Source organism: Streptomyces sp. ML-6 (genome assembly GCF_030116705.1).
Classification (GTDB): Bacteria; Actinomycetota; Actinomycetes; order Streptomycetales; family Streptomycetaceae; genus Streptomyces.
In genome coordinates this window covers 4,324,152-4,346,763 of the sequence record NZ_JAOTIK010000001.1, presented here as the reverse complement: position 1 = coordinate 4,346,763, position 22,612 = coordinate 4,324,152, and the positions used below count along the sequence as shown (strand labels likewise).

20 protein-coding genes and 1 riboswitch are annotated in these 22,612 nt (G+C 72.2%); of the genes, 11 read left to right on the top strand and 9 right to left on the bottom strand.

All coding sequences use genetic code 11. The features are described 5' to 3' along the window. Position 1: 1 nt before the first annotated feature. Positions 2 to 129, bottom strand: a riboswitch (SAM riboswitch). A 154-nt stretch (positions 130 to 283) separates the two neighbouring features. Next, positions 284 to 1,246, top strand: coding sequence for a glucosyl-3-phosphoglycerate synthase (locus OCT49_RS19300; RefSeq protein WP_283853106.1), 963 nt, complete (start codon positions 284 to 286; stop codon positions 1,244 to 1,246). A gap of 54 nt (positions 1,247 to 1,300) precedes the next feature. Beyond that, positions 1,301 to 2,716, top strand: coding sequence for an alpha,alpha-trehalose-phosphate synthase (UDP-forming) (locus OCT49_RS19295; RefSeq protein ID WP_283853105.1), 1,416 nt, complete (start codon positions 1,301 to 1,303; stop codon positions 2,714 to 2,716). Between the two features lie 94 nt (positions 2,717 to 2,810). On the opposite strand, the gene otsB is transcribed toward OCT49_RS19295, so the two are convergent. From otsB to OCT49_RS19280, 3 genes are all read right to left on the bottom strand, one after another. Further along, positions 2,811 to 3,701 (bottom strand): trehalose-phosphatase, encoded by an 891-nt coding sequence (otsB, locus tag OCT49_RS19290; RefSeq protein WP_283853104.1) that lies wholly within the window; start codon positions 3,699 to 3,701, stop codon positions 2,811 to 2,813. 218 nt (positions 3,702 to 3,919) lie between these two features. Further along, positions 3,920 to 4,177, bottom strand: coding sequence for a DUF3263 domain-containing protein (locus OCT49_RS19285; protein WP_283853103.1), 258 nt, complete (start codon positions 4,175 to 4,177; stop codon positions 3,920 to 3,922). Between the two features lie 80 nt (positions 4,178 to 4,257). Then, positions 4,258 to 5,547: an ABC transporter substrate-binding protein gene (locus tag OCT49_RS19280; RefSeq protein WP_283853102.1), complete on the bottom strand. Its 1,290-nt coding sequence runs from the start codon at positions 5,545 to 5,547 to the stop codon at positions 4,258 to 4,260. 357 nt (positions 5,548 to 5,904) lie between these two features. On the opposite strand from OCT49_RS19280, the gene OCT49_RS19275 reads away from it, so the two are divergent. From OCT49_RS19275 to OCT49_RS19250, 6 genes are all read left to right on the top strand, one after another. Further along, positions 5,905 to 6,813: an SIS domain-containing protein gene (locus OCT49_RS19275; protein WP_283853101.1), complete on the top strand. Its 909-nt coding sequence runs from the start codon at positions 5,905 to 5,907 to the stop codon at positions 6,811 to 6,813. 179 nt (positions 6,814 to 6,992) lie between these two features. Continuing rightward, positions 6,993 to 7,925, top strand: a complete 933-nt coding sequence (locus OCT49_RS19270) for an ROK family protein (protein WP_502963395.1) — start codon at positions 6,993 to 6,995, stop codon at positions 7,923 to 7,925. After that, positions 7,925 to 9,079 carry an N-acetylglucosamine-6-phosphate deacetylase gene (gene nagA, locus OCT49_RS19265; RefSeq protein ID WP_283853100.1) on the top strand — a complete coding sequence of 385 codons (1,155 nt, stop codon included), beginning with the start codon at positions 7,925 to 7,927 and terminating at the stop codon, positions 9,077 to 9,079. Before OCT49_RS19270 ends, nagA begins: the two co-directional genes overlap by 1 nt. 227 nt (positions 9,080 to 9,306) lie before the next feature. Then, positions 9,307 to 10,341, top strand: coding sequence for a 1-phosphofructokinase family hexose kinase (locus tag OCT49_RS19260; RefSeq protein WP_283853099.1), 1,035 nt, complete (start codon positions 9,307 to 9,309; stop codon positions 10,339 to 10,341). Between the two features lie 66 nt (positions 10,342 to 10,407). Beyond that, positions 10,408 to 11,259 carry a class II fructose-bisphosphate aldolase gene (locus OCT49_RS19255; RefSeq protein ID WP_283853098.1) on the top strand — a complete coding sequence of 284 codons (852 nt, stop codon included), beginning with the start codon at positions 10,408 to 10,410 and terminating at the stop codon, positions 11,257 to 11,259. Positions 11,260 to 11,482: 223 nt separating this feature from the next. Beyond that, positions 11,483 to 11,824, top strand: coding sequence for a peptidase inhibitor family I36 protein (locus tag OCT49_RS19250; RefSeq protein WP_283853097.1), 342 nt, complete (start codon positions 11,483 to 11,485; stop codon positions 11,822 to 11,824). Positions 11,825 to 11,887: 63 nt separating this feature from the next. Here OCT49_RS19250 and OCT49_RS19245 read toward each other — a convergent pair whose 3' ends face one another. After that, the gene (locus OCT49_RS19245; RefSeq protein ID WP_283853096.1) at positions 11,888 to 12,859 is read right to left on the bottom strand and encodes a CBM35 domain-containing protein; all 972 of its coding nucleotides are present in this window, start codon (positions 12,857 to 12,859) and stop codon (positions 11,888 to 11,890) included. A gap of 152 nt (positions 12,860 to 13,011) precedes the next feature. Continuing rightward, positions 13,012 to 14,655: a diguanylate cyclase CdgB gene (cdgB, locus tag OCT49_RS19240; protein WP_283853095.1), complete on the bottom strand. Its 1,644-nt coding sequence runs from the start codon at positions 14,653 to 14,655 to the stop codon at positions 13,012 to 13,014. Between the two features lie 428 nt (positions 14,656 to 15,083). On the opposite strand from cdgB, the gene OCT49_RS19235 reads away from it, so the two are divergent. Beyond that, entirely contained in the window at positions 15,084 to 15,590 is a 507-nt protein-coding gene (locus OCT49_RS19235) for a flavin reductase family protein (protein ID WP_283853094.1), read from the top strand. A gap of 142 nt (positions 15,591 to 15,732) precedes the next feature. Here OCT49_RS19235 and arfB read toward each other — a convergent pair whose 3' ends face one another. After that, positions 15,733 to 16,167 (bottom strand): alternative ribosome rescue aminoacyl-tRNA hydrolase ArfB, encoded by a 435-nt coding sequence (gene arfB, locus OCT49_RS19230; protein ID WP_283853093.1) that lies wholly within the window; start codon positions 16,165 to 16,167, stop codon positions 15,733 to 15,735. Between the two features lie 209 nt (positions 16,168 to 16,376). Between arfB and OCT49_RS19225 the strand changes: the two genes are divergently transcribed. Next, the gene (locus OCT49_RS19225; protein ID WP_283853092.1) at positions 16,377 to 16,952 is read left to right on the top strand and encodes a TerD family protein; all 576 of its coding nucleotides are present in this window, start codon (positions 16,377 to 16,379) and stop codon (positions 16,950 to 16,952) included. Positions 16,953 to 17,609: 657 nt separating this feature from the next. Next, a complete protein-coding gene (locus tag OCT49_RS19220) occupies positions 17,610 to 19,190 on the top strand; it encodes a M4 family metallopeptidase (protein WP_283853091.1) in 1,581 nt (526 codons plus the stop codon). A 130-nt stretch (positions 19,191 to 19,320) separates the two neighbouring features. On the opposite strand, the gene OCT49_RS19215 is transcribed toward OCT49_RS19220, so the two are convergent. The 3 genes from OCT49_RS19215 to OCT49_RS19205 all read right to left on the bottom strand — a co-directional run bounded on the left by OCT49_RS19215 (position 19,321) and on the right by OCT49_RS19205 (position 22,594). Next, on the bottom strand, positions 19,321 to 20,739 hold the full coding sequence (locus tag OCT49_RS19215; RefSeq protein ID WP_283853090.1) for a M1 family metallopeptidase: 1,419 nt from the start codon (positions 20,737 to 20,739) through the stop codon (positions 19,321 to 19,323). Between the two features lie 71 nt (positions 20,740 to 20,810). Further along, positions 20,811 to 22,001: a YncE family protein gene (locus tag OCT49_RS19210; protein ID WP_283853089.1), complete on the bottom strand. Its 1,191-nt coding sequence runs from the start codon at positions 21,999 to 22,001 to the stop codon at positions 20,811 to 20,813. Next, entirely contained in the window at positions 21,998 to 22,594 is a 597-nt protein-coding gene (locus OCT49_RS19205) for an ankyrin repeat domain-containing protein (RefSeq protein WP_283853088.1), read from the bottom strand. The genes OCT49_RS19210 and OCT49_RS19205 overlap by 4 nt, the downstream gene beginning before the upstream one ends. Positions 22,595 to 22,612: the final 18 nt, after the last annotated feature.

The window sequence follows — 22,612 nt, the reverse complement described above, 5'->3', positions numbered from 1 at the left end:
CTCCTCATCTTCCTTGTGACGCGCTTCGCCACAAGACGGAATTGGCACCTTCCCCACCGGGTCCTCGCGGCCGGCAGGAGGGTTGCCGGGACTTCAACGGGCCGTTCCCTCAGTCCCTCTGGATGAGCTCTTTGGCACCGGATCTTCGATCCGGGCGTTTATTGGCAGATGGACCCCGACATGCGACGGTCATCCGCGTTGTTCAAGACTGTAACCGAAGCACCAGGCTGTCGAGACAGCAGTCCGAACCGCGAGATGGATCACACAACAGGGAGTATCGACCGTGCTGGAAGAGGTCGAACGCTGGCTGACCGGGCGTTCCTGGTCGGCCGCCGACCGTCCGTTGGAGCGCCTGCTGGCCGCCAAGGCCGGGGACCCGCGCCGCGGAAGCGTGAGCGTGGTGCTGCCCGCGCTCGACGAGGAGGCGACGGTCGGCGACATCGTCACGACGATCCGGCGCGAGCTGATGGAGAAGGTCCCCCTGGTCGACGAGCTCGTGGTGATCGACTCCGGTTCCACGGACGCCACCTCCGAGGTGGCCCGGGAGGCCGGCGCCCGGGTGGTGCACCGTGACGCGATACTCCCCCGGATACCGGCCGTGCCCGGCAAGGGAGAGGTGCTGTGGCGCTCCCTCCTGGTCACCGGCGGCGACATCGTCTGCTTCGTCGACGCCGACCTGAAGGACTTCTCGGCGGACTTCGTCTCCGGCATCGTCGGCCCGCTGCTGACCGATCCGGACGTGCAGTTCGTGAAGGCGATGTACGACCGCCCGTTCGGGGACGGCACCGGCGGGGCGGCGGCCCAGGGGGGCCGGGTGACCGAGCTGGTGGCCCGCCCGCTGCTCAATCTGCACTGGCCGCAGCTGGCCGGTTTCGTCCAGCCGCTGGGCGGCGAGTACGCCGTGCGCCGGTCCCTGCTCGAACAGCTGCCGTTCCCCGTGGGCTACGGGGTGGAGCTGGGGCTGCTGGTGGACGCGCTGCACACGGTGGGGCTGGACGCGCTGGCCCAGGTGGACGTGGGGGTGCGCAGGCACCGGCACCAGGACGGGCAGGCGCTGGGCCGGATGGCGGCGGCGATCTACCGGACCGCCCAACTTCGGCTGTCCCGCGGTCACTTGGTGCGCCCCGCGCTCACCCAGTTCGAGCGGGGCCCGGACGGCTTCGTGCCGCGCACCCACGCCGTGGACACCGAGGAGCGGCCCCCGATGCGCGAGATCGAGGAGTACGTTTCGCGCCGCGCGGCCTGAACCGGCCCGACTTCGCACGTTTGGGCGGTTCGTGATCGGGCTAGATTCCGCAACATGGCCTCCGATCACGAAGCCCAGCCCACTGCCCAGCCCTCCACCCGGCCTTCCGCCCAGGTCCTCGTCGCGTCCAACCGCGGGCCGGTCTCGTACACCCTGGAGACGGACGGATCGCTCGACGCGAGACGGGGCGGCGGGGGCCTGGTCTCCGGGCTCAGCGCCGTCGAGGACAAGCTGTGGGTGTGCGCCGCGCTCGGCGACGGGGACCGGGAGGCGGTCCGGCGCGGGGTCGGCGAGCCGGGCGTGCGGATGCTCGACATCGACGCGGACGTCCACGCGGACGCGTACAACGGCATCGCGAACTCGGTGCTCTGGTTCGTCCACCACATGCTGTACCAGACCCCGCTGGAGCCGGTCTTCGACGCGGAGTTCCGCCGGCAGTGGGCCTCGTTCGAGACCTACAACCGGGCCTTCGCCGAGGCGCTCGCCGAGGAGGCGGGGCAGGGGGCGGCGGTGCTGGTGCAGGACTACCACCTGGCGCTGGTGCCCGGCATGCTCCGCACGCTCCGCCCCGACCTGCGGATCGGGCACTTCTCGCACACCCCGTGGGCGCCGGTCGACTACTTCCGGCTGCTGCCCGACGACATCGCCGAGCAGTTGCTGCGCGGCATCCTGGGCGCGGACCGGGCCGCCTTCCTGACCCGGCGCTGGGCCGACGCGTTCACCGACTGCTGCACCCGGATCGTGGGCGGCACCGGCCGGACCGAGGTCGGGGTGCACGGCCTCGGCGCGGACGCGGACTTCCTGCGCCGCCGCGCGCACGAGGCGGACGTGGACGAGCGGATGGCGGCGCTGCGCGAGCAGGCGGGCCCCGGCCGGAGGACGATCGTACGGGTGGACCGGACGGAGCTCTCCAAGAACATCGTGCGCGGCCTGCTCGCCTACCGGGCGCTCCTCGACGACCGCCCCGAGTGGCGCGAGCGGGTGGTCCACGTGGCGTTCGCGTACCCCTCCCGGCAGGACCTCGCGGTGTACCGGGACTACACGGACGAGGTGCGGCGGGTCGCCGAGGAGATCAACGCCGTGTACGGCACGGCGGGCTGGACGCCGGTGGTGCTGCACGTCAAGGACGACTTCGCCCGCTCGCTCGCCGCGTACCGGCTGGCCGACGTGGCGCTCGTCAACCCGATCCGCGACGGCATGAACCTGGTCGCCAAGGAGATCCCGGTGGTCTCCGACCACGGCTGCGCGCTGGTGCTGTCGCGGGAGGCGGGGGCGTACGAGGAGCTGGGCGGCGACGCGGTGGTGGTGAATCCGTACGACGTCTCCGCCACGGCGGCGGCGCTGCACGAGGCGCTGACGATGGCGGAGGACGAGCGGGCCGCGCGCACGGAACGGCTGGCCGCGGCGGCGGTCGCGCTGCCGCCGCAGCAGTGGTTCCTGGACCAGCTGGACGCGTTGCGGCGGGGTTGAGGGCCTGCGGCCCCTCGACCGGGCGGGCCGGGTCGTGCGGGGCCGGTCGTGCAGTACTGACCACGCGAGTCCGGCTGTACAAGTCCCGGTCGGCTCAGATGTGCTCGGCCAGGGCCGCCAGGAAACCGACGACCGCGGCCGGGCCGGCCAGGCGCAGGTCGGCCCGGTCCGCCAGTTCCGGCACCTCCGCGCCGCCGCTGCACACCAGCAGACCCGGGACGCCGTCGGGGCCCGCGGCACGGAGCTTCTCCACCGCCGCGTACGCCGCGAGGTCGCCGAGGTCGTCGCCCGCGTACAGGACGGACCCGGCGTTCGTCTCCCGTACGTACCGGGCGAGCGCGACGCCCTTGTCCACGCCCGGCGGGCGCAGCTCCAGGACGAGCTTGCCGGGCTCCACGACGAGTCCGTGCCGGGCGGCCAGCTCGCCCAGGGGGGCGCGCAGGGCCTCGAACGCGGCCTGCGGGTCGGAGGCGCGGCGGGTGTGGACGGCGATCGCCCGCCCCTTCTCCTCGGTCCAGGTGCCGTGCCAGGAGCCGGCCCGGTCCAGCACGCCGGGGAGTTCGGCGCGGACCGCGGCGAGGCCGGGGTGCGGGGCCGGGGCGTGGACGGTGCCGGTGACGGCGTCCCAGCGTTCGGCGCCGTAGTGGCCGAGGACGACGAGATGGTCGAGGCCGGAGACCCCTGCGAAGCCGCCGTGCCGGACCGCGACCCCGGCCGGGCGGCCGGTGATCACGGCGACGGAGGCCACCTTGGGGGCGAGCGCGGCCAGGGCGGGGACGGCGCCGGGGTGGGCGCGGGCCTGTTCCGGGTCGGGCACGATGTCGGCGAGGGTGCCGTCGAAGTCGAGGGCGACGACGGCGCGGTCGGGGCGCGCGAGGATCGCGGCGAGAGCCTCCCGGCCCGGTGCGGTGGCGGGGGTCGGGAGCTGGGACGGGGTCTCGCTCGGCGCGGATGCGGGTGCGCGTTCTTCCGGGTTGCTGCCCATGGGGCGAGCCTATAAGCCGGGGCGCGGGGCCGGACCCGTTGCGGCGTTCCGGACGGCGCCGCTCCCCGATCCGGCCGAAAAGCCCCGGGGCGTGTTCCGGAAGCCCCGTCCGGCCAGGGCTTTCGGGACACGCCCGAGGCATGTTCCGGAAGTCCCATCCGGCCGGGGTCGCGGTCCGGCCGAAAAGCCCCGGGGGGCGCTGCCCTCGGAAACGTGTTTCAGCGGCGGTCCCGGCGCGCGTCGCGCACCCGGCGCAGGCGGTTCACCGTCACCGGGTCCTCCTCCAGGGCACGGCGGTCGTCGAGGAGTGCGTTCAGCAGCTGGTAGTAGCGCGTGGGCGAGATGCCGAGCTGCTCGCGGATGGCCCGCTCCTTCGCGCCGGGGCCCGCCCACGACTGCCGTTCGACGGCGAGCACGGCGCGGTCCCTGTCGGAGAGTCCGTCCGGGTCGTCGGGGCCATGCGTGGGGGCGGTCATATCAGCCAACATAACGCCCGTCCGGCGGACCGCCACCTGCCGAGGGCGGGCCCCGGAAGCCCCGCCCCCGGGGTGCGGCCCTACTTCGCGCGCTCCGCCGCGGCCGCATCGCGCGCGATCCGTCCCAGCACGCTCCCGGGGCTGTCGGCCGGTTCGACCGCCCTGCCGATGTTCTCCTTGATCGACTCGCTGGTCCGGGCCCAGGAGGTCTTGCCGTACGGGTAGAACTCCGATTCCGGCAGCGCGGCCAGGAACTTCCACAGCGGCTTGTACGCGGGGTCGGACTCCATGGCCGCCGAGGCGCTGTCGGTGGTGGGGAGCATGTCGTACGCGTCGGCGAAGTCGATGACGTTCTTGTCGGTGAACAGGTAGTCGAAGAACTTGCCCAGTTCCGCGCGGTGGCCGTTCTGCTTGAAGCCCATGATCCAGTCGGCCACGCCCAGCGAGCCCCTGGCGGGGCCGTCGGCGCCGGGCATCGGCACCATGCCGACGGAGACGCCCTTGCGCCCGGCCTCCTGCATCAGCGTGGGATGGCCGTTCAGCATGCCGACCTCGCCGTTGGTGAACGCGGTGAACGCCTTCGCCCGGTCGAGTTTCCCGGGGGCGACGGGGCCGACGAGGCCCGGGCCGACCAGATTCGTTTTCAGCCATTCGAGGGTCTCGGCGTTCTCGGTCGAGTCGATGTCGTACGAGCCGCTGTCGTCGAGGTAGCCGCCCTCCCCGCCGAGCAGCCACATCATGGTCTCGGCCTGGGCCTCCTCCTGGCCGAGCGGCAGGGCGAACGGGTAGGTCACCCCGCGCTGCCCGAGCACCGCCGCGTCGGCGCGGATGTCGTCCCAGGTCCGCGGGGCGTCGAGGCCCGCCTGCGCGAAGAGCTTCTTGTTGTAGAAGAGCAGCCGGGTGCTGGCGACGAACGGCAGCCCGTACTGGGTGCGGTCCACGCTGCCCGCCTCGGCCAGGCGCGGCAGGAAGTTGGCCTGGGCCCGGATGGAGAGCATCTCGTCGGCCCGGTAGAGCTTGCCCGCCCTGGCGTAGTCGGCGTAGGAGGCGATCTGGGCGATGTCGGGGGCCCGCCCCTTCTTCACCATCTCGGCGACCTCGCGGTCGATGGCCTTCCAGGGGCGGACGCTGACGTCCACCCTGATGCCGGGGTGGCTCGCCTCGAAGCCCTTCACGATCTTGTTCCAGTACTTCTCGGAACTGTTGGCCGGGCCGGTGCCGTAGTCGGCCGCGACGATCTTGAGGGTGACGTCCTCCGAGCCGCTGCCACCCCCGCCCCCGCAGCCCGCCAGGGTCGCCGTCATGCCCAGCGCGGTCACGACCGCGGTCAGTATCCGGTAGCGCAACCGCACAGCCCAGACCGTCCTCATCCATAGCGTCGTCCGCGTCGGCCACGCCGTCGTGGGGTCCCGAATGAGCTGCGATCCTGCCCCAGGAGATCGTCGGAGGTCTACACCAAAGTCGGTATCGCTTTCGCAACATATCCAGACAGGTGTGCCGGGCGCCCCTGCGGGGCATTGCTCTCGAACTGGGCCTACTGCTAAGTAAGTTCGGGTGCGGGCGTCTTCTCCCGGGCACGGGCGCGGGCGGGGGCTCAGGCACGGGTCGGGGCCGCCCCCGTTCCGAACGCCACGCCGTACCGCCCGCACCGTCGCATCACACGCCGCCGCATGACACGACGTCACATCGCACGCCGTCACCTCCCACACCCCAAGGAGCCGTTCCGCATGTCGCGTACCGCATCAGAAATCGCCACCCAGCCCGACTGCTGGCGGCGCGCCGCGAAGGCGGGGGCGGTGTTCGACGGGCTGCCGCGGCCGGGCGAGCGCGTCGCGGTCACCGGCTGCGGCACCTCCTGGTTCATGGCCATCGCCTACGCGGCGCTGCGCGAGGCGGCCGGGCAGGGCGAGACGGACGCGTACCCCTCCTCGGAGTTCCCGGTCGGGCGGCCGTACGACCGGGTGGTGGCGATCACCCGTTCCGGTACGACGACCGAGGTGCTGGAGCTGCTGGGCGAGCTGCGCGGCAGGGTCGTCACGGTCGCGCTGACCGCCGATCCGGGCACCCCGGTCATGGGCGCCGCCGACGCGGTGGCCGTACTGGACTGGGCGGACGAGGACTCGGTGGTCCAGACCCGGTTCGCCACCACCGCGCTGGCCTTCCTGCGGGCCGGCCTGGAGGCGTCGGGTCCGCTTCCGGCCGGGGTGAAGACGGTGGCCGCCGCCGCGGTGGACGCGGAACTGGCGGTGACCGAGCCGCTGGACGAGGCGGTCGTCTCGGCCGAGCAGTGGACGTTCCTGGGGCGCGGCTGGACGTACGGACTGGCGCAGGAGGCCGGGCTGAAGATGCGCGAGGCGGCCGGCGCCTGGACCGAGTCGTACCCGGCGATGGAGTACCGCCACGGCCCGATCTCGATCACCGGGCCGCACCGGGTGGCCTGGGTGTTCGGCCGACTGCCGGAGGGGCTCGCCGGTGACGTGGCCCGGGTGGGCGGCACGCTGGTCGCGCACCCCTCGGCCGACCCGATGGCCGATCTGATCCGGGCGCAGCGGCTGGCGGTCGAGCTGGCGGAGTCGAAGGGGTACGACCCGGACCGGCCGCGCCACCTCACGCGCAGCGTGATCCTTTCGTCCTGACCCGTCACGGGGCACCCCGGACCGTACCGACGCGTACCGGGGCGTCCCGACACGTCCTGACGCGTCCCCGGGCCTCGCCCCAAGAGGTGGCAATGGCGTGGTCGCGATTTTGTATGGACACGCAACAAACTGGGATAGTGGACTAGACCTTTTTGGTTCCTCGGGCGAAACTGTTTCCCGTGAAACACGTCATCGCCCTCGATGTGGGCGGCACCGGAATGAAGGCCGCACTGGTCGGGGCCGACGGCGCCCTGCTGCACGAGGCGCGGCGGGCGACGGACAGGAAGCGCGGCGCCGACGCCGTCGTGGAGTCGATCCTCTCCTTCGCCGCGGACCTGCGGGCGTACGGCGAGGAGCACTTCGGCGAGAGTGCCGTCGCGGCCGGTGTCGCCGTGCCCGGCATCGTCGACGCCGACAACGGGGTCGCGGTCTATGCCGCCAACCTGGGCTGGCGCGACGTGCCCATGCGGCAGCTGCTCGGCGAACGGCTCGGCGGTCTGCCCGTCGCACTCGGCCACGACGTGCGCACCGGCGGACTCGCCGAGGGCCGGATCGGCGCGGGCAAGGACGCCGACCGCTTCCTCTTCGTGCCGCTGGGCACCGGCATCGCCGGGGCCATCGGCATCGCGGGCACGATCGAGGCGGGCGCGCACGGATACGCGGGCGAGATCGGGCACATCGTGGTCCGCCCGGACGGTCCGGACTGCGGCTGCGGTCAGCGCGGCTGCCTGGAGACCCTGGCCTCCGCCGCCGCCGTCAGCCGCGCCTGGGCCGCCGCGTCCGGCGATCCGGAGGCGGACGCCGCGGACTGCGCGAAGGCCGTCGAGTCCGGCGACCCCGCGGCCGAGGCGGTCTGGCGCGACGCGGTCGACGCGCTCGCCGCCGGGCTGGTCACCGCGCTGACGCTGCTCGACCCGACCACGCTCATCATCGGTGGCGGCCTCGCCGAGGCCGGGGAAACCCTGTTCACACCACTCCGTGCGGCCGTCGAGGAACGGGTCACGTTCCAGAAGCTGCCCCACATCGTCCCGGCGGCCCTCGGGGACACCGCCGGATGCCTGGGCGCAGGGCTGCTCGCCTGGGATCTTCTCTCCACGGAGGTATCCGTCTGATGGCCGCACGCGCAGACAGCACGGTTCTCGCAGGTGCCCGGGTGGTGCTTCCCACCGGGACCGTCGAGAACGGCCGGGTGATCGTCGAAGGCACCCGGATCGCGGGCAGCGCGGCACCGGACGCCCCCACCCTCGACCTGAGCGGCCACTGGGTGGTTCCCGGCTTCGTCGACATGCACAACCACGGCGGTGGCGGCGCGTCCTTCACCTCCGGCACCGTGGACGAGGTCCTCACCGGCATCCGCACCCACCGCGAGCACGGCACCACCACCCTGGTCGCCTCCACGGTCACCGGCGAGATGGACTTCCTCGCCCACCGGGCCGGCGTCCTGTCCGAGCTGGTCGAGCAGGGCGACCTGGCCGGCATCCACTTCGAGGGTCCGTTCATCTCGCCGTGCCGCAAGGGCGCGCACAGCGAGGACCTGCTGCGCCACCCGGACCCGGCCGAGGTCCGCAAGCTGATGGACGCGGCCCGCGGCACCGCGCGGATGTTCACCCTCGCCACCGAACTCCCGGGCGGCATCGACTCGGTGCGGCTGCTCGCCGAGCACGGCGTGATCGCGGCCATCGGCCACACCGACGCCACGTACGAGCAGACCGTCGAGGCGATCGACGCCGGCGCCACCGTCGCCACGCACCTGTTCAACGCCATGCCGCCGCTCGCCCACCGCGACCCCGGCCCGATCGCCGCCCTCCTGGAGGACGAGCGGGTCACCGTCGAGCTGATCAACGACGGCACGCACCTGCACCCCGCCGCCCTGGAGCTGGCCTACCACCACGCGGGCGCGCACCGCGTCGCACTGATCACCGATGCGATGGACGCGGCCGGCTTCGGCGACGGCCGGTACCAGCTCGGCCCGCTCGCGGTCGAGGTCAAGGACGGCGTGGCACGGCTGGTCGAGGGCAACTCGATCGCGGGCTCCACGCTCACCCTGGACACCGCGTTCCACCGGGCCGTGACCATCGACCGGATCCCGGTCGGCGACGTCGTGGAGTCCATCTCCGCCAACCCGGCACGGCTGCTCGGCGTGTACGACCGGGTCGGCTCGCTGGAGCCGGGCAAGGACGCCGACCTGGTGGTCCTGGACGCGGACTTCGCGCTCAAGGGCGTCATGCGCAAGGGTGAGTGGATCGTCGAGCCCACGCTCGGCTGATCCGTCCGACGGCCCCGGGGCGTGGGGCAACCGGGCCTCGGGCGTGTGGCAAGCGGGCCCCGGGGGGCGTGACGGCCTGGCCCCGGGGGTACGTAACGAAGAGACGGCGGTTGGTCCGGGGGTCTGGGCCGACCGCCCCCTCTTTGGCATGATCGCCTGAGAAACAGCCAGAAAGCGCATACCATCCACGGTTTCGCGCTCGGACAGGGATCGGGGGAGCGGCCGCGGTGATCCTGACGGTCACACTGAATACGGCACTCGACCTGACGTACGACGTCCCCAAGCTCGTCCCGCACGCCAGTCACCGCGTCGGCGACATCTCCGAGCGCCCCGGCGGCAAGGGACTCAACGTGGCCCGGGTGCTGTCCGCCCTCGGCCACGAAACCACGGTCACCGGTTTCGCCGGCGGCTCCACCGGGGCCGTGCTGCGCGAGCTGCTGGCCGGGCTGCCGCCGCACGGGTCCGCCCCGGCCGGCGCCCCGGACCCCGGCCCCATCCCGGCTCCGGGAAGCACCCCCGGAACCGTCCCGGGAACCGCTCCGGAACCCGCCCCCGCGCCGATCACCGACGCCCTCGTCACCGTCGCCGGGAACACCCGTCGCACGATCGCCGTCGTCGACCGGGCCACCGGCGACACCACCCAGCTCAACGAGCCCGGCCCGCTCATCACCGCCGACGAGTGGACCGCCTTCCTCGACCGGTACGAGGAGCTCCTCGCCGGGGCCGACGCCGTCGCGCTCTGCGGCAGCCTGCCGCCCGGCATCCACGTCGGCGCCTACGCCGAACTGGTCCGCCCGGCCCGCGCCGCCGGTGTCCCGGTGCTCCTGGACACCAGCGGCGAACCGCTGCGCCGCGGCATCGCCGCCCGCCCCGACCTGATCAAGCCGAACGCCGAGGAACTGGCCCAGCTCACCGGCTCCCGCGATCCGCTGCGCGCCACCCACGACGCCCGCCGCCGGGGCGCGCACGGGGTCATCGCCTCGCTGGGCCCGGACGGCGTGCTGGCGGTCACCCCCGACGGGATCTGGCGGGCGATGCCGCCCGCCAAGGTCCTGGGCAACCCGACCGGCGCGGGCGACTCCGCGGTGGCCGGACTGCTGTCCGGCCTCGTCGAGGGGCTGGACTGGCCGGACCGGCTGCGGCGGGCGGTGGCACTGTCGACGGCGACCGTGCTCGCCCCGACGGCCGGTGATTTCGACCGCGCGGCGTACGAGGAGCTGCTGCCGTGCGTCGTCATCGAGGAACACGCACCAGCGGCCTGACAGGGCCGCGCCCGTCCCGGACCCGCCGCCCCGAGCGGGGGTCCGAAGAAGCACCAAGAGGTCAGCATGCCGCTCGTCAGCACCGGTGAACTCGTCTCCGCCGCCCAGGCCGAGGGACGCGGGATCGCCGCCTTCAACGTCATCACGCTGGAGCACGCCGAGGCCATCGCGGCCGGCGCGGAGCGCGCCGGGGCGCCCGCCGTCCTGCAGATCTCCGAGAACGCCGTGAAGTTCCACGGCGGACGGCTCTCCGCCATAGCCGCCGCGGCCGCCGCCGTCGCCCGCGCCTCCGACGCCCCGCTCGCGCTCCACCTCGACCACGTCGAGTCCGTGGGCCTGCTGCACCGGGCGCACGACGAGGGCTTCGGCTCCGTCATGTTCGACGCGTCCAAGCTGTCGTACGAGGAGAACGTGCGCGCCACGGCCGAGGCGGTGGCCTGGGGCCACGAGCGCGGCATCTGGATCGAGGCCGAACTCGGCAAGGTCGGCGGCAAGGAGGGCGAGGCCCCGCTCGACGCCCACGCCCCCGGCGTCCGGACCGACCCGGACGAGGCCGCCGCGTACGTCCGCGACACCGGCGTGGACGCGCTGGCCGTCGCGGTCGGCTCCTCGCACGCCATGACCGAGCGCACGGCCGCCCTGGACCACGAGCTGATCGGCCGGCTGCGCGACGCGGTCCCGGTCCCGCTGGTGCTGCACGGCTCCAGCGGCGTCCCGGACGAGGAGATCCGCCGGGCCGTCGCCTCCTCCGGCATGGTCAAGATCAACGTGGGCACGGCCCTGAACACCGCGTTCACCGGCGCGGTCCGCGCGTACCTGGCCGAGAACACCACCGGCGTCGACCCACGCAAGTACATCGCCCCCGCCCGCGAGGCGATGGCCGCGACGGTGGCGGGCTTCCTGGCCCTGATGGGCTGACCGCACGACGCGGCGCGCCGCGTGCGCCGAACAGCTTTCGGCCAAGGTCCGGCGAGAAACCCGTGCGGCCGCGGCCAGAATTGCAAGGGATGCGACACGTCGACGTGAAATGGATCGAGCCAATGTTCTTCCGTGCCTCTACTCAAATGCGGCGGGCCCAGAAAGGATCTCCCCTTGGATCCCCACCCAGGGGGTCCAAGGGGAGAGGAAGTCTCACGTGAGCATGCTCAGGAAAAGCCTGACGACCGCAGCCTTGGCCGGCGCACTGCTGGCCGGAGTCCCGGCCATACCGGCCGTGGCGGCCGACCCCAACACCTGCCCAAAGGGAAACCTCTGCGGGTGGTCGGGAACCAACAGGACCGGAACGAGGACCGTCTACTCCAAGGCGCCCGGCTGCTATCCCATAACCACCGCCCGGTCCTTCTCCAACCAGACGTCTTACCGCGTAGTGCTCTGGCACATCAGCACCGGCTGCGGCGAGGGCACCAAGCTGCTCACCCTGAATCCGGGCACCTACACGGACAACACCGGGTCAACCGCCACAGGGATCGAGGTCTACGGATAGACGAATGCGGCCTCTCCCGGATTCGAAAATCAGGAGAGGCCGAAAACGCCTATCGCAACCGGGCTAACTCTTCGCCCGGGTGACTTCCAGCCAGTCCAGGATCACATCGCACTGGTTGCCGTCCTGGCAAGAAATACTGATCTCGTTCTCACCCTTGACCAGCTCGACGGGGGCCCAAGTGGTCTGCCAGTTCTTCTCCCAGTCCGGGTCCGAGGAATGGATGAAGTTCTTGAGCCCGATCGGCTGCGAGTTCGGCTTCCCGTTGACCGTCAGCGTGGCATTGGCGTCCTTGGCTGGGATCGCATAGCGCACCGTCAGTCGATACGAACCGCCGGTCTGCATCTCTGCCCTCCACGTCACGGACGACCCGACCGTGTTGAAGCCAGTGACGTACGAGCCGTTAGGGCCCTCTGCACCCTTGATGGCCTTGTCGAGTATGGCCGTGCCGCCGAGCTTCAGCGTCGCCGCGTCCTGCTTCGGCAGCTCGACCGGCGCCTCGGAGCTGGCGGACTGCTTCGGCTTCGGGGACTCCTCGACCTGCTCGCCGGGCTCGGCGGAGGAGGTCGCCTCGTCCTTCTTCTTGTCCTTGTCGTCGTCCCCGCTGATCAGCGCGGCGCCGATGCCGATGAGAACGACCAGGACCACCGAGACCGCACCGATCAGCAGGCCCTTGGTGTTCGGGCCGCCCTTGCCGGAGGGGCCGCCGGCACGGCCGTGGGCGGCCTGCTGCGGGGCGGTGACGGCGCCGGGGTAGGTCTCCGGGGCGGCGTACTGCGCGTTCGGCCGACCGTACGCCTGCTGCGGGCCGTGCCCCGGCTGCTGCGGGACCTGCTGATGGCCGTACTGGCGCTCGCCGACGGTGCGCACCTGGTTGTACGAGGTGCGGGGCACGCCCGGCTGCGGGGCCGCCGGGCCCGGGTAGCCGTAGCCGCCCTGGCGTGGCGGCTGGGCGCCCGCCGCCTGTCCGTCCTCGTACAGGTAGCCGAACGGATCGTCGTCCTCGGGCGTGTTTGCGCCGTTGTTCCCGGCCGTCATCCCTGGGTCACTCCTCACCATCTCGCCAGCCGTCGCCGAATGCTGCCAACCGTGGCCGACCGGCCGAGCCTACCCCGAACGGACCGCACCAAGAATTGTCGCCGCAGGTCCCTGAAGCGCCCCGGAGCTCGGAAACCACGTGGTCGTGAACGTCAGCCGGCCCTGCGGTGAACCTTCGCCCGGGACCGCTTCTCGACGTACATCCGCTGGTCGGCGGAGCGCAGCACCTCTTCCGCGGTCATTCCGCAGGCGGCCCAGCCAATGCCGAAGCTGGCCCCGACGCGCACCGCCCGGCCGTCGACCCGGATGGGCGGAATGATGGCGTTACGCAGGCGTACGGCCAGATCCGCGGCGTCCGCGGCACCGAGGCCGTCGGCGAGGACGACGAACTCGTCGCCCCCGAGCCGGGCGACGGTGTCGCCGTCGCGGACACCGGTGGTCAGCCGCCGGGCGACCTCGATCAGCACCGCGTCACCGGTGTGGTGGCCGAAGCGGTCGTTGATCGACTTGAAGCCGTCCAGGTCGCAGAAGAGGACCGCGAGCCCCTTCGTGCCGTCGTCGTTGTCCTCCTCGGGCGCGACGGCGTGCACATGGTGGTCGTACGGGCCGCCGGGTGCCGTGTCCACGTCGTAGCCGTGCGCCCGCGCCTCCGGGTCGTCGAGGTCTCCGTAGGCCGCGTCCAGCGCCTCGACCGCGGAGGCGGTGGCCGCGTGCGGGCGGTCGCAGAGCCGGGCGCCCAGCCTGGAGCGCAGCTCGGCGCTGTTGGGCAGGCCGGTGAGCGCGTCGTGCGAGGCCCGGTGCGCGAGGTGCAGCTCGTGCCGCTTGCGCTCCTCTATGTCCTCGACGTGGGTGAGCAGGAAACGGGGGCCGTCCGCGGTGTCGGCGACGACGGAGTTGCGCAGCGAGACCCAGAGGTAGGAGCCGTCGCGCCGGCCGAGCCGCAGCTCGGTCCGGCCGCCCTCGGCGGAGGTGCGCAGCAGGGTGCCGATGTCCTCGGGGTGGACGAGGTCGGCGAAGGAGTAGCGGCGCAGGACGGAGGCGGGGCGGCCCAGCAGCCGGCACAGGGCGTCGTTGGTGCGCAGCAGCCGGCCGTGCTGGTCGCCGCCCAGCTCGGCGATGGCCATGCCGCTGGGGGCGTACTCGAACGCCTGCCGGAAGGACTCCTCGCTGGCCCGCAGCGCCTGCTGCTCCCGCTCCAGCCGGACCAGCGCCCGCTGCATGTTTGCTCTCAGCTTGGCGTTGCTGATCGCAATGGCCGCCTGCGACGCGTACATCTGGAGGGCCTCCCGGCCCCAGGCACCGGGGCGGCGGCCGTTGCGGGGGCGGTCCACGGAGATCACGCCGAGGAGATCGAACCTGCCGCCGGACGCGTACATCGGGGCGTAGAGGCGGTCCTGGGGGTGCCACTCGTCCTCGAAACGGGGATCGGGCCCGTCGGTGTGCCACTGCGGCACGTCGTCGTCGAGGAGGACCCAACCGTCGGTGTGCGGTATGAACCGCAGCTCGTCCCACGCCTGCCCCATCGCCAGCCTGCGCTCCCAGGAGGCGCGGGAACCGACCCGGCCGGTGATCAGGGCTTCCGCTGCGCTGTTGCCGGCGAAGGCGGCGACGACGAGGTCACCGTCGGGACGGACCATGTTCACGCAGGCCAGCTCGTAACCGAGGCCGCGGACGATTCCGTCGGCCACGGTCTGCAGCGTGTCGGCCAGGCTCCGTGCCGTGTTGAGATCGGCGACGGCCTGGTGCAGTTGCCGCATCGTCGCAAGACGGACATACGGCTCCGACTCGGCCTCCATTGCTCGCACTCCCCGAGACCTCGACAGCACTCCAGGTTTCATATCGACGTACTTACTGCAGTTCACCCCAACTGAATCACAGTGAGCTGTGCCGTCGGTACACAGGGTCAACTAATATTGCACTCTGTGACTCAAGTCACAACAGATCGTGAAGGGGTGCGAGGGGCCTCCGGGCCGTTCCGTCCTTTTCTTGAACGCAAATCCGGGCGTTGCAGTGCCTGGGCGCGTTGCCGTTGCCGCGCCCGAGCCCGCTGCCGTGACCGTCCCCGCGTCCGGGCGTGGCCGGCCGCCCGGCGGGGCCGGGGTCCTAGGACCCGGCTGGTCCCCTGGCCCGATGTGGTACTGCGCGGCGCGCGGCTAGCGTTCCGGACGTGTTGCAGACGAAATCCCCCACCCCGCGCCCCCCGTCCGTCCTCCATGCTGAGGGGGTGAGCAACGATGAGTTCCGGGCCGCGCTCGCCCGGCTGGCGGCCGGAGTGGTGCTGGTCACCGCCCAGGAACCGCCGCTGGACGAGCACGGACGCGGCGAGGAGGTCGGCATGACGGCGACCGCCTTCATGTCGGTGTCGCTGGACCCGCCACTGGTGATGGTCAGCCTGCGCAACGACTCCCGGATGGACGACCTGCTGTCGGAGCAGCCGCTGTGGGCGGTCTCCGTGCTCGCCGAGGACCAGCGGCAGGTGGCCGCCCGGTTCGCGATGAAGGGCCGGATCAGCGACCGGCTGCTGTTCCAGGACCTCCCCTGCACGCGGGGGGAGATCACCGGCGCACCGCTGATCGGCGGCGCGCTGGCCACCCTGGAGTGCCGCACCGAGCAGCGGGTACTGGCGGGCGACCACACGCTGGTCATCGGCCGGGTGCTGAGCACGGGCCTGCCGCGTGAGGGCGGGGAGCCGCTGATGTACTTCCGGGGGAACTACCGGCAGCTGGGCTGAGCGGGACCGCCGGGTGCCGCGGACGGACCGGGCGTGCCGGATGTGCCGGATGCCCTGGTTGCGGGGGCGCCGCGGGTTACGGCCGCGGGGCGCGGGACGCCACGGGGTACGGACGGGGCGTGCGGGGGCGTGGGGGCCGTCGTCACCAGTCGCGGCCGGAGCGGCCGCGCTTCGTCTCGCCGCGCTGCTTCTTCTCACGCAGCCGCCGCTCGTTGATCCCCCGCGGGATCCTGGTTTTGCGGCGCGGCCTGGGAGGCGGCGCCGTCGCCTCGGCCAGCAGCGAGGCGAGCCGGACGAGGGCCGTCTCACGGTTGCGCCACTGGGAGCGGTGCTCGGAGGCCCGCACGGCGATCACCCCGCCCACCAGCCGGTTCTCCAGGCGCTGGAGGGCCCGCTCCTTCCACACCTCGGGGAGCGCCTCGGTCGCCGCGAGGTCGAAGCGGAGCTCCACCTGGGAATCGCTGGTGTTGACGTGTTGCCCGCCGGGCCCGGAGGACCGCGAGAAACGCCACATGAGCTCGGCCTCCGGCAGGGAGACCGAGCCGCGGATGACATAGGGCCCGGACATGACACCCATGTTCCCCGGCCCGCGGGGTGCCCGTCACCTTCTTTTGCCGCACCGGTCGTGGGACACCGTCGGTCCGGCGGCGGCCGGGGCCGACCGGGGTACTTCGGTAAAGAAAGCAAAGGGAGCAGGAACCTCACGGTCCCCCGCCCGCGTTATGACCTGTGACGGTAGCTTCGTGATGACATGAAGCCCGCACTCGACGATGAAAGGGACTTCCCATGGCTGTAAGCCTGTCCAAGGGCGGCAACGTCTCCCTCACCAAGGAGGCCCCGGGCCTGACCGCCGTCACGGTCGGCCTCGGCTGGGACGTCCGTACCACCACCGGCACCGACTTCGACCTCGACGCCTCGGCGATCGCGGTCAACCCGGCGGGGAAGGTCGTCTCCGACGGCCACTTCGTCTTCTTCAACAACAAGTCGACGCCGGACCAGACCATCGTCCACACCGGTGACAACCTCACGGGCCAGGGCGAGGGCGACGACGAGCAGATCAACGTCAACCTGGCGGGCCTGCCGGCCGACGTCGACAAGATCGTCTTCCCGGTCTCCATCTACGACGCCGAGACCCGCAGCCAGAACTTCGGCCAGGTGCGCAACGCGTTCATCCGCATCATCAACCAGGCCGGCGGCGCCGAGATCGCCCGTTACGACCTGAGCGAGGACGCCGCCACCGAGACCGCCATGGTCTTCGGCGAGCTGTACCGCAACGGTGCGGAGTGGAAGTTCCGCGCCGTCGGCCAGGGCTACGCCTCGGGCCTGCGCGGCATCGCCCAGGACTTCGGCGTCAACATCTGAGCCGATCCCGACGCGGAGTTCCCGATCGACGCGGAGTTCCCCGTACGGAGTTCCCGACGCGGAATCCCGGCGCCCGGTCCGGTGTCCGGCCCGGTGTCCAAGGCGGGTGATCGTCCGACGCGGATGATCACCCCGCACGGGTGATCCGCCCCCGGGCACGGAACAGAAAAACCCCCGGCTGTCACGGCCGGGGGTTTTTCGTGCCCGCGAACCGGGCCGCCCTCTTTCCCGGCCGACCCCTTTACCGGTTGCCCCGCTTTCCTGGGCACTCCCTTCCCGGCCGGCCCGCTTTCCCGGGCACCTCCTTTCCCGGCCCCCTTTCCCCCGCGTCACTCCCCCAGTCACTTTCTGCGGTCTCCCCTTTCCCGCCGCTTTTCTTCGCACGGGCCCCACGAACTTCGCACCGGCCCCACGACCGGAGCCCGCGGCTCCCTCGCTCCAGGTCGCCGGCCCGGCCACCGGACCCGGCGCGCCCGCCATGCCCCACGATGTCCGCCGTGTCCCACTCCCCTGCCGAATAACGAACACAGGCGTATTCCCTTCGGACAAGAGGTGGTCAAAAAAATGTGAGGTATTTGTTGGCACACCGTCAATTTCGGTCTTTCGGTGGCACGCTCTCCGCTCGTAACCCCCCACGGAACGAGCAACGGAGAACGCATGACCCCCCACATGAACACCCGTCGCGCCGCTGCCCTGGCCGCAGTGGCCGCGATGGTCGTCGTCGGCGTCCAGACCGGTGCGGCCAACGCCTCGCCGGACAACGGAACTGACGGCCCCTCCGCCACTCGCAGCGTCGTCCCCTTCGGCGCGAACAAGGCATCGCAGCGCACCGCCGCCATCAAGTCCGCCCAGTCCGAAGCCGCTTCGGCCGCCGAGTCCCTCGGCCTCGGCGGCAAGGAGAAGCTGATCGTCCGTGACGTGATCAAGGACGCCGACGGCACCGTCCACACCCGCTACGAACGCACCTACGCCGGGCTGCCGGTCCTCGGTGGCGACCTCGTCACCCACACCGCCGCCGGCGGGAAGCTCAAGGGCGTCACCAAGGCCACCGAGGCGCGGATAGCCGTGCCGTCCACGACGGCGAAGATCAAGACCGCGGCCGCCGCGCGCAAGGTGATCTGGGCGAGCGGCGGCAAGCCCGTCCTCGCCCTCGAAACGGTGAAGAAGGGCGTGCAGAAGGACGGCACGCCGAGCAGGATGCACATCATCACCGACGCGAACACCGGCAAGGAACTCCGGCGGTTCGAGGCGATCGAGACCGGCGTCGGCCACAGCCAGTACAGCGGCGACGTCGACCTCACGACCACCGAGAGCGGCTCCGGCTTCGAGCTGACCGACGGCGAGCGCGGCGGCCACAAGACGTACGACCTGAACCAGGGCGAGAGCGGCACCGGCGACCTCGTCACGGACGACGACGACACCTGGGGCGACGGCACCGGCGGCGACCGCCAGACCGCCGCCGTGGACGCCGCCTACGGCGCCGCGCAGACCTGGGACTTCTACAAGTCGGCGTTCGGCCGCGAGGGCATCGCCGGTGACGGCAAGGCCGCGTACTCGCGGGTCCACTACGGCGACGGGTACGTCAACGCGTTCTGGGACGACAGCTGCTTCTGCATGACGTACGGCGACGGCGCCGACAACAAGAGCGCGCTGACCGCCATCGACGTCGCGGGCCACGAGATGAGCCACGGCCTGACCTCGTCCACCGCCAACCTGGACTACTTCGGCGAGTCCGGCGGCCTGAACGAGGCGACCAGCGACATCCTCGGCACCTCGGTGGAGTTCGCCGCCGACAACAGCACGGACATCGGCGACTACCTCATCGGCGAGAAGATCGACATCAACGGCGACGGCACCCCGCTGCGCTACATGGACGAGCCGAGCAAGGACGGCGGCTCGGCCGACTACTGGGACAGCAGCGTCGGCGACCTCGACGTGCACTACTCCTCCGGTGTCGCCAACCACTTCTTCTACCTGCTGTCCGAGGGCAGCGGCGCGAAGACCATCAACGGGGTCGACTACGACTCCCCGACCGCCGACGGCTCGACCGTCACCGGCATCGGCCGGGACAAGGCCGTCCAGATCTGGTACAAGGCCCTCGCCGAGTACATGACGTCCTCCACCGACTACGCGGGCGCCCGCGAGGCGACCGAGCAGGCGGCGACCGACCTGTACGGGGCGGACAGCGAGGAACTCTCCGCCGTCCAGGCCGCCTGGAGCGGCGTCAACGTGAAGTAACGGAACCGCGAGGCGCAAAAGCAGAGAAGCGCAGAAGCGCGGAAACGCGGAAACAGAGACGCGGAGACGCGGAGACGCGGAGAAGCGGAGAAGCGGAAAACGGAGAAGCGCAGGAACACGCGGGAGCCGGTCAGTCCTTCGGGGCGGGCCGGCTCCTGCCGTACAGCCAGGTGTCCCACAGCTCCGTCAGATCCCGGCCCGCCACCCGTTCCGCGTGGGCGGTGAAGTCGGCGGTCGAGGCGTTGCCGTGCCGGTGGGCCTTCGTCCAGCCCCGCAGGAGCGCGAAGAAGCGTGCGTCGTCGGCCATCGTGCGCCGGAGTTCATGGACGACCATCGCCCCGCGCCCGTACACCGGCGCCTGCGAGATGTCCTTCGCGCTCGGCGGATCGGCGGGCGGAAAGGCCCAGTTGGCGTCGTCCTCGAAGGCCTCGTCGAACAGCTCCTGGATCGGGACGCCCTCCTTGTCGGCCGCCCACAGCCACTGCGCGTAGGTCGCGAAGCCCTCGTTGAGCCACATGTCCCGCCAGCTCTCGGGCGTGACGGAGTCCCCGAACCACTGGTGGGCCATCTCGTGGACCAGCAGCCCGGCGTCCGGCGGGCCGGGGAAGAACGGCCGGCCCTGGGTCTCCAGCGCGTAACCGGCGTCCCCGGGGCGGTCGACGATCGCGCCCGTGGCGGTGAAGGGGTAGGGGCCGAACCGTTCGGCCTCCCACTTCACGACCTCGGGGATCCGGGCGAGGATCCGCTCGCTCCGCTTCGCGACGGCCGGGTCGGCGGCGGTGAACACCTCGATGCCGTCCGCGGTCCTCGACGTCCGGGTGGTGTAGCGGCCGACGGCGACCGTGGCGAGGTAGCTCGCCATCGGTTCGGGGGTGCGCCAGCGGTACGTGGTGGTGGCGCCCGAGGTGCGGCGGGAGACCGGTTCCCCGTTGGAGACGGCCGTCAGGCCCTCGGGGACGGTGACGGCGATGTCGTACGTCGCCTTGTCGCTCGGGTGGTTGTTGCCGGGGAACCAGGTCATCGAGCCGGTCGGTTCGCCGAGCGCGACCGACCCGTCGGCGGTCCGCAGCCAGCCCTCCTGCGAGCCGTCGGGGTCGGTGAGGGTGCGCGGCGAACCGGAGTAACGGACGACCGTGCGGAAGGTGCCGCCCTCGCGCAGCCGGTCCTCGACCTCGGCGGCGGGGCGCAGCGTCAGCTCGTGACCCGTCCGGTTGACGGCGGCCGGGCGGCCCTCGACGGTCGCGGAGTCCACGGTGAGTCCGGCGAGGTCGAGGTCGAAGGCGCTGAGGTCCTGGGTCGCGCGGGCGGTGATCGTGGCGGTGCCGCGCAGCCGGTGGGCGGCCGGGTCGACGTCGAGCACGAGGTCGTAGTGCGTGACGTCGTAGCCGCCGTTGCCGAGCTTCGGGAAGTACGGATCGCGCAGGCCGGACGCGCCGGGCGTGCCCCGGACACCGCCGGTGTCGCCGCTGCAGGCGGCGGACGTCACCAGGAGCAGCAGGGTGACGACGGCGGCTCGGGCCGTACGGTGCACGGGCGTTCGCTGGTCCACACCGGCGATACTAGGACGTTTCCGGCACATGCCGCCCTCCGGGCCCGGCAGGGTCGGTGGGCCCGGAGGGGTCAGAGGGCCGCGATGCCGAGGGGGCGGGCCGTCGCCGGCACCTCGTACGGCCGTCGTCCGCCCGTGAGGTCGACGACGGTGATGCCGTTGCCGTACCCGTCGCGGGTGAAGCCCTGGGTGACGTACGCCGTGCGGCCGTCCTCGGACACCGCCACGTCCTCGTGCGGGCCGTCCAGCGGCACGACGCGTTCGGAGCCGTCGGGGGCGCGGACGGTCAGGGACGGGCCCCGGTCCTCGGAGAGGATGGGGCCGGTGCCGACGACGAGGAGGGTGCCGTCGGGGGCGAGCGTCGCCCCGTGCTGGTGGGTGTCGGCCGTCATCCGCTCGACGGTGGACTTCCCGGTGCGCGGGTCGAGGACGACGAGCCGTTCCCCCTCGAAGGGCAGCAGCAGTCTGCCGTCGGCGGGGCGGACGACGGCGTAGTGCGGCTTCAGCCAGGAGCCGAGGCCGCCCTCGGTGCCGTACGGGGCGACCTCGAAGCGCCGCGTCTCGCGCGTGCCCGTGTCCACCGCCGTGACGTCGAAGGAGTCGTGGTCGGTGGCGTACACCTCGGTGCCGTCCGGCGAGACGTCCACGTCGAAGGGGCGGCGGCCCACCGGCACCGTGGTGGTGATCTTCCGGGTGGCGGTGTCGACGATCTCCAGCATGCCGTTGCGGCCGGGCACGTTGACGCCGACGTAGACGTGCCGGCCGTCGGGGGCGAGGGCGATGCCCATGCCGCCGCCCCGGTACTCGCCGGTGGTGGCGGGGCCGGTCTCCGTCCGGTACGGGATACGGGTGAGACGGGTGCGGGTCGCGGTGTCCACGACGGCCACGCCCTCGGCGGTCGCCACCCAGGCCAGCCCGTCGTCCCCGACGACGAGGCCGTAGGGCGCGGTGCCGACCCGGACGGAGCCGAGCCGGTGCCGGTCGCGGCCCGGCCGCGGGTCGACGAACGTCACGGTGTCGCCGCCGAAGTCGGCGACCAGGAGCGTGCCGGGCGGGGTCGCCGCGGAGGCGGTCGGCGCCGACCGCGGGGAGTCCGGCGCGCGGGACCCGGCGGGCGCGGTGGCCGACGGACCGGTCCCGGCGGACAGGCCGTCCGACATCCCGGCGGACAGGTCGTCCGACGTCCCGGCCCGGGTAGCGGTCGTGCAGCCCGCGAGCACCGCGGCCGCGGCGAGCGCCACCACCGCGCGGCGCGCGTTCACCGGGCGTCCCGCAGGCGGGCGGCGATCTCCGTGAAGCCGCGGCGTTCCGCGTGGGCCAGCGCGGTCACCCCGTCGCCGTCCGGAAGGTCGACGTCCGCACCGGCCGCCAGCAGGAGCTCGACGATCTCCTGGTGCGCCCGACCGCCGTCGCCGAGGATCACGGCCTCCAGCAGGGCCGTCCAGCCGAGCCGATTCACATGGTCGACGTCGATGTCCGTGACCCGGAGCAGTTCCCGCACGTAGGGGGCGTGGCCGCGCTCGCTCGCCGGGATGAGCGCGATGCCGCCGAACCGGTTGCACAGCTTCAGGTCGGGGCCGGCCGGCAGGAGGGTGCGCAGCATCGGGACGCTGCCGGTGACCCCGGTCGCCAGCCAGGGGCTCTCCTCGCGCAGGTCCTGCGCGTCGGGGTCCGCGCCCGCCGCCACGAGCAGCCGGGCGGCCTCGACGTGGTCCCCGTGGACGGCGAGGAGCAACGGGGTGCGCAGTTCCCCGTCGCGGCAGTCGACGCGGGCACCGCCCTCGATCGCGGTCCGCACTCCGTCGGTGTCGCCGGTGTGCGCGGCGTCGAGCAGTTGTCGATCGAGGGCGTTCATGTCGTGACTCCTGGGGAT